This window comes from Acinetobacter sp. YH16053 (assembly GCF_013417035.1).
GTDB lineage: Bacteria > Pseudomonadota > Gammaproteobacteria > Pseudomonadales > Moraxellaceae > Acinetobacter > Acinetobacter towneri.
This window is the reverse complement of sequence record NZ_VPEP01000059.1, coordinates 1-4,221: the sequence shown is the minus strand read 5'-3', so window position 1 is coordinate 4,221 and position 4,221 is coordinate 1. Positions and strand designations below refer to the sequence as shown.

The following is a 4,221-nucleotide window of genomic DNA, read 5'->3' as shown; positions in this document are numbered from 1 at the left end:
CTTATGATATAAATTATTTGCTCGATGATGTTCAAAATCCGACTTGGAAACAAGTCGGCTTTTTTATGAGCAGTTTTGATAGTTCTTGCCAATAAATTTGTTTAAAAAGTAGTCGATTTTGCGATTTTTTAAATTTTATCAATGTTTGAATGCTTAAAATTATCCCCATTTTTTGTGGATAAAATTTAGGCTATTTTGTACGCTTTGGCTCACATAAAACTCGGCCCTTTGCGGCTGTCCAGGAGAGGTGAATTTTCCTATGATGAAGTCATAGAGAACAGGATGTTCCAAACAACAAGAATAAGAAAGATCGCACCAGGAGCGTGAGTTAAGACAGGAGTCATACCTAGCAACCCAATATGAGAAACCCCGGCAGGATGCTGGGGTTTTTTATTATTAAAAGGAAAACTATAGGTATTAAATTAACTTTCCTTCTCATTATCAGAATCTAGGTTTTTCTCTGAATCGGAATCATTTTTCACGAATAGGTCTTTAAGCTCTAGCATCGCTGCTAGTGCATACATAGTGAGAGTAAATAGAATTATTCCAATAACAACAAATCCAATGCCATAAGAGACACCGAAACTGGTAAAACAGAAGAAAAAACCTGTAGTAAAGAAAATAGCTGATGCAACAAACATCACACTAAAAATAGCTGATAATGCATATTCAAAATTAAGAATAAAATTCTTTATCCAACTCGGTATTGGTATTTTCCTTTCTAATTCTCTTTCTGCTACAACTAACATTAATAAAGGTAGACAGTAAATTCCCGAAAGCCAAATAAGAATATGGACATAATTATCATGGGAAGGTATAAGGCTCTTCATCATTTCGTTAAAGTTAGATAGATCATGACTTTTATGAAAAATGACTCCCCAAATATCTTGACATAAAGCTAATAAAAGAGGGATCACTCCTAAAAGGATAGTTATTGCAACCCCTTGTTTAAAAGATTTTTTTATATATTCTTTCGGTGGAAACACAGGACCTCCTATCAACAATTAGCTTATTTAAAACCCGCTCTTCTCAACATTTTTTTAAAATTAGCTTCAACTTGTTTTTTAACTTTAGAAGCTATTTCTTTCTGCAATATTCCATACTTTTCTTGTGCTCCACATTTAGCACAAGTAATCGTATCTGAAGCTTTAGGATTACTAGGAATCTCAAACTTATCGCTTCCGCAAGAACATAAAATATTTATTGTTTGATCAGTCATCTCAGTGCCTTCGTTAATATGAAATTATTAAAAAGACTGCCAAGCGTACTTAACAGTCTTTCACAGCTCATCGCTTACTATCTGGCGTACGTTCAACACGAACCCAGCTTGAATTTGGCTTTGATGTCGGGGGGGCAATAGTTCGATCTGGAATAGTTGAGTAGTTATCTCTCAACCCACCTCTAGGACCTTGCTCTCGATAAATCCCACCATCACGGCCTGTATTCTGTCCTGGCTTTAAAGACATATTTCGCTCCTAATATTGTCGAATTCGACAACTAAATGTTGTCACAAATATTATTAACACTACTTGTCGAATTCGTCAACAAAATTTCTCTATTTCGAATTATTATAGAAATACAAAAATATAATCAGTAGAATAGAATTATGAATACAGAATCTAATGAAACCTACGTGTTTCCTGAACGGCTTAAAGCGATAAGAGAGTTACGTAAACTAACTCAAGCTCAATTAGCTGAAAAATCTAAAATTCCTTCTACCTCAATTTCACATTTGGAAGCTGGGTCAAGAAAACCATCTTTTGATAATTTGAGAAAATTAGGAATAGCGCTAGAAGTATCTACAGATTACTTACTAGGACGAGTAGATAGTTTTGAAGGAACTAATACGGACACTCTATTTAGAGATCTTCAAAACTTAACAGATAGTGATAGAGAAACTATTCGACGATTTGCAGAGTCACTAAGAAATAAATAAACTATTTATTTCTTAGTACATTGAATAAGATAATGTCTAATAACACCAAACAATATATTGAAAAAGCAGCTACTCAGATTAGACAGGATTACGATTTAATCGATTATGAAATAGATCTTTTTAAATTAGGTGAAGAACTAGGGATTGATATACAAACTCAATCTCAAAAGAGTCATGGTATTTCTGGAGCGCTTATTAGGAATGGCAATGATTTCCTAATCTACTATGCTTCTTCTATCAATAATATTCCATATCAACGATTCAGTATTGCCCATGAATTTGGGCATTATTTTTTACCTGAACATCCTGAAAATATCTTTAATAAAAATGGTACTCATTTTTCAAGTGCAGGTTCGAGCAGTAAAGATCCCTATGAAAGAGAAGCAGACTATTTTTCTACCTGCTTACTAATGCCTAAATTTCTTTTTGAAAAGGAAATGTATAAATACAATGACGGCTTAGAAGCAATTAAGTCTTTAGCTAGTATTTTCAATACGTCCTTAACCTCTACAGCTATACGATATATTGAACTTACTGAAGCACCTGCGCTATTAATTATCAGTTCAAATGGTAAAGTAGATGCTGTTTTCGATACTAAGGAACTACGTAAGTTTGGAAAGTGTATTTATATAAAAAACAAAGTCTTACCAAATAAAAATATAATTTCAACTGAGCTATCAAAAAAAGAAATTTTTCTTAATGAATGGATTGATACAAATCATCGTATTAAAGCAATTGAGGAAAGTATCACATTGGGATCTTATGAAAAAACTCTCACAGTAATCACAACAAATACTTTATATGAAGAGATTGAAGATGAGTTTAGTGATACATGGGAACCCCCTTCATTCAAATAGTATATTAAATATACAGTTTCTTATTTAACATAAAATCTCTTACGCGAAGTTGGTTTGTAAGCCCAAAATAGAAATGTCTGATTTCTCCAAAGTAAAAATGTTCACTTTTAGAATATGTGCTTTTGCGATTGTCGAAGCAGACGATTTTATATGTTAGCGTCATGCCAGATAAAGAACTTAAAAGATTGTCAATCTTGCAGGAAATCTGCGATCAACGCATACCTCAAACCTAGTCTGCTCAGTTACTTCATATTTCAAAACGTCAGATCAGACGTTTACTGCAAAATACAAAGCTCAAGGCCCAGTTGGACCTACATTCAGGGCTGCTTTTCCCCTATCAGCTTTTTAATGGATGTTTTATGAGCAACAATGAATGTTTTAGCTTATATCTGGGTCAAATGAGTGATAAAGTATCACTCAAAATACCCAAATATAGATTTATAGATGAAAGAGTTTCTCTCCCAAGCCGATGACCTGCATGAAAAGTACCTAACCCAGGAAAAACAGAAAATTGAAGAGCACAAAATGCTGGTCAATCAGGTCTTGGAGTCATACGACCAGAAAACTGTTGCTGAAATACTTCGCAGGGTTGGACAGTATGACTGGACCCGTGAAACGCTGAATAAATGGCTCAATGGAAAGAGTGCACCACGGGCACTCAGTGAGGGCGAAGTGGAGATGCTTCAGCAAAAGATGCTACCGAAGCCACCAGCACACCATCCGGACTATAAATTCCGTTTTATTGATCTGTTTGCCGGGATTGGCGGGATTAGGAAGGGATTTGAGGAAATAGGGGGACAATGCGTTTTTACCAGCGAATGGAACAAGGAAGCCATCCGGACCTACAAGGCCAACTGGTACTGTGATCCTCAACATCATAAATTCAACGAAGATATCAGACAGGTTACGCTGACTGAAGATCCGGATATAGACATCAATGAAGCTTATGAACATATTGATAACGAAATTCCGGATCATGAGGTACTACTGGCCGGTTTCCCATGCCAGCCGTTCTCTCTGGCAGGTGTTTCAAAAAAGAACTCCCTCGGCAAGGCACATGGTTTTGAATGTGAAGCACAAGGAACACTGTTTTTTGATGTGGCACGTATTATTGCAGCAAAACAGCCAGCTATTTTCGTACTCGAGAATGTAAAGAACCTGAAAAGCCATGACAAGGGAAATACCTTCCGTATCATCATGAAGACGCTGGACGAGCTGGGCTATGATGTTGCAGATGCTGACGCGAGTGGTCCGAATGATCCAAAAATCATTGACGGCAAGAACTTCCTTCCCCAGCACCGTGAGCGTATTGTACTGGTAGGCTTCAAACGCAGCCTGGATATCAAGGGCGACTTTTCCCTGAAAAATATCAGTAAACTCTTCCCTGAAGTCCGTCCGACCATACAGGACGTGTTAGAAAAGGAAGTA

Annotated in this window: 5 protein-coding genes and 1 pseudogene; 4 read left to right on the top strand and 2 right to left on the bottom strand. The window is 36.3% G+C overall.

Annotated features, from left to right (window positions below; all coding sequences use genetic code 11):
• Positions 1 to 422 precede the first annotated feature (422 nt).
• Positions 423 to 986, bottom strand: a complete 564-nt coding sequence (locus tag FTV43_RS14640) for a hypothetical protein (protein WP_163146742.1) — start codon at positions 984 to 986, stop codon at positions 423 to 425.
• A gap of 23 nt (positions 987 to 1,009) precedes the next feature.
• Positions 1,010 to 1,219, bottom strand: coding sequence for a hypothetical protein (locus tag FTV43_RS14635; RefSeq protein ID WP_163146743.1), 210 nt, complete (start codon positions 1,217 to 1,219; stop codon positions 1,010 to 1,012).
• A 387-nt stretch (positions 1,220 to 1,606) separates the two neighbouring features.
• Between FTV43_RS14635 and FTV43_RS14630 the strand changes: the two genes are divergently transcribed.
• The 4 genes and pseudogenes from FTV43_RS14630 to dcm form a co-directional block, all read left to right on the top strand.
• The gene (locus FTV43_RS14630; RefSeq protein WP_087662598.1) at positions 1,607 to 1,936 is read left to right on the top strand and encodes a helix-turn-helix domain-containing protein; all 330 of its coding nucleotides are present in this window, start codon (positions 1,607 to 1,609) and stop codon (positions 1,934 to 1,936) included.
• Between the two features lie 32 nt (positions 1,937 to 1,968).
• Positions 1,969 to 2,793: an ImmA/IrrE family metallo-endopeptidase gene (locus FTV43_RS14625; RefSeq protein ID WP_163146744.1), complete on the top strand. Its 825-nt coding sequence runs from the start codon at positions 1,969 to 1,971 to the stop codon at positions 2,791 to 2,793.
• Between the two features lie 161 nt (positions 2,794 to 2,954).
• Positions 2,955 to 3,098, top strand: a pseudogene (locus FTV43_RS14620) (helix-turn-helix domain-containing protein); the annotation flags it as partial.
• 139 nt (positions 3,099 to 3,237) lie between these two features.
• On the top strand, positions 3,238 to 4,221 hold a 984-nt coding region (dcm, locus tag FTV43_RS14615), incomplete at its 3' end, for a DNA (cytosine-5-)-methyltransferase (RefSeq protein WP_179995771.1).

What these genes read in the sequence shown, in the direction of transcription:
- FTV43_RS14635 (WP_163146743.1), bottom strand. Translation starts at nt 1,219, where the DNA reads ATGACTGATCAAACAATAAATATTTTATGTTCTTGCGGAAGCGATAAG.
- FTV43_RS14625 (WP_163146744.1), top strand. Translation starts at nt 1,969, where the DNA reads ATGTCTAATAACACCAAACAATATATTGAAAAAGCAGCTACTCAGATT.
- FTV43_RS14630 (WP_087662598.1), top strand. Translation starts at nt 1,607, where the DNA reads ATGAATACAGAATCTAATGAAACCTACGTGTTTCCTGAACGGCTTAAA.